Below are 1,574 nucleotides of genomic sequence, written 5' to 3'. Positions count from 1 at the left end.
ACATGCGGAGTATCTGCCGGCAGGCCATCAAGGTCTCGGGCTGCGTCGGAGGTTTTGGCCACGAACACGAGCATGGCGGCAACCTCCGCCAGGTCGCTCTTGGGGAGGCGCGCCGCTATGGCAGCGATCGTCATTTCGAGGACCAGGAGGCGGGTACCAAGCGCGGAACCATCCTGTTCGCCCAAGGCAACATCGGCCGGAATGTCCATGTGCAGCGAGCCTCGTCCGTAGTCACTGCACAGCTTGCGGTTGTATTCTGCCGGACGGCAAGGCCTAAGGTATGACATTCGCCCCTCCGCCCGCTCACCGCCCTGTCTTGACCCGACTACTCACGCCTGACGCTCCCGCAGCCTGACCCTAGCCTCGCCGCCGTTCTCCGGGATGAACTCGCCGCCAGGGACGGCGTTCGAGACCTGATGCCATAAGGCGCGGGTTCTTGGGCTACGCCGTAAGCGGTGCCGACGCTCAGAGCGAGGAACGAACTGAGACCGGCTGTACGGGTTAGCCTTCCACATCGCGTCAGTGTGCGCCTAACCCTTCCTTGGAGGCGTCCATGCGCCTTGGTCTAGCAATCGTCGCTTTCATGCTTCTCGGGATCTGCCAGAGCCGAGCGCAAACCATGAGCGCCACCCGTCCGGGCCTGATGTGTACATCCGCTGACGCCCTCGCGAGGCTCACACTGCCGGATGGCAGCAGCAGAGTGGCAAGCGCAGCGGCTAGACCAGGCGACACCCTGATCAAGCTGCGCGGGGGGTGCATCGACATTCCTCCTGGAGCCACTGTCACGGTGCTGACGGCACGGCGGAATACGAGCATCGTCACCTATGACGCGGGCGATGGCCGAGGCCTTCGCCGCTTCTTTGTGCCCAACATCGACTTTGGCCCTTCGGCCGGACCAGCCACTGCCGCGGTTCCTGGATCGGTACGGTGCCACGGCGCCGATGATGTGGTCACCGTGGCGGGCATTATCCGCTTCAGAACTCTGCCCCCAGACGCCGGCCTGGGCCGGACAGCCCCATGGACTTATCCAGTGATGACGTTGGACACGCCTGCCTGCGTAAAAGATAGCGGTTTCGGCAATGTGTACCGTGGCCAAACCGTCTCTGTTTTCTTTGCGAGTGACGCACAGAGGCCCCTTCGTGTGGGGCAATATGTTCGTCTTCAGGGACAACTAGCACCTCGGCAGGACGGCAATCAGCCGTCAGAGCCGCTCATGCTCATCGTGCGCGAGCGCTAGATCCGCTCTGTACTGACGGCCTACGGCAGGCATTTGGGACGGCCTGATCAAAGCCCTCGAGCTATCAAATGCGCAGCCCAAGCCAGTGCCCCCTCAATGAGGTCATCGGGCAGCATGTCAGTACCTTCAAAGGTGTCAGTCCGCACTGCGCGTTTGATGACATGGAGCCCGGCCAGGGTCGGGAGGATCGTGGCCACATCAAACGCGATTGCTGCTGCAACGCCCAATGCGGTGAACTGCTGGAGCCAGCGTCCATCGCGGTCTCGATCGGAACTCACGCCGCTCGCTCCCGCAGCCGGACGCCGCCGCCGCCGTTTTCTGGAATGAACTCGACGCC

2 protein-coding genes are annotated in these 1,574 nt (G+C 63.0%); both read right to left on the bottom strand.

Annotation, left to right across the window (positions count from 1 at the left end):
- Window positions 1-209: hypothetical protein (locus ACLIBK_RS25505; protein WP_415390110.1), on the bottom strand; the 209-nt coding region annotated here is incomplete at its 3' end.
- 1,075 nt (window positions 210-1,284) lie between these two features.
- Window positions 1,285-1,574: hypothetical protein (locus ACLIBK_RS25500; RefSeq protein ID WP_415390109.1), on the bottom strand; the 290-nt coding region annotated here is incomplete at its 5' end.

Source organism: Roseomonas sp. BN140053, from assembly GCF_047690175.1.
GTDB lineage: Bacteria > Pseudomonadota > Alphaproteobacteria > Acetobacterales > Acetobacteraceae > Roseomonas.
This window is presented reverse-complemented; position numbering and strand designations above follow the sequence as displayed.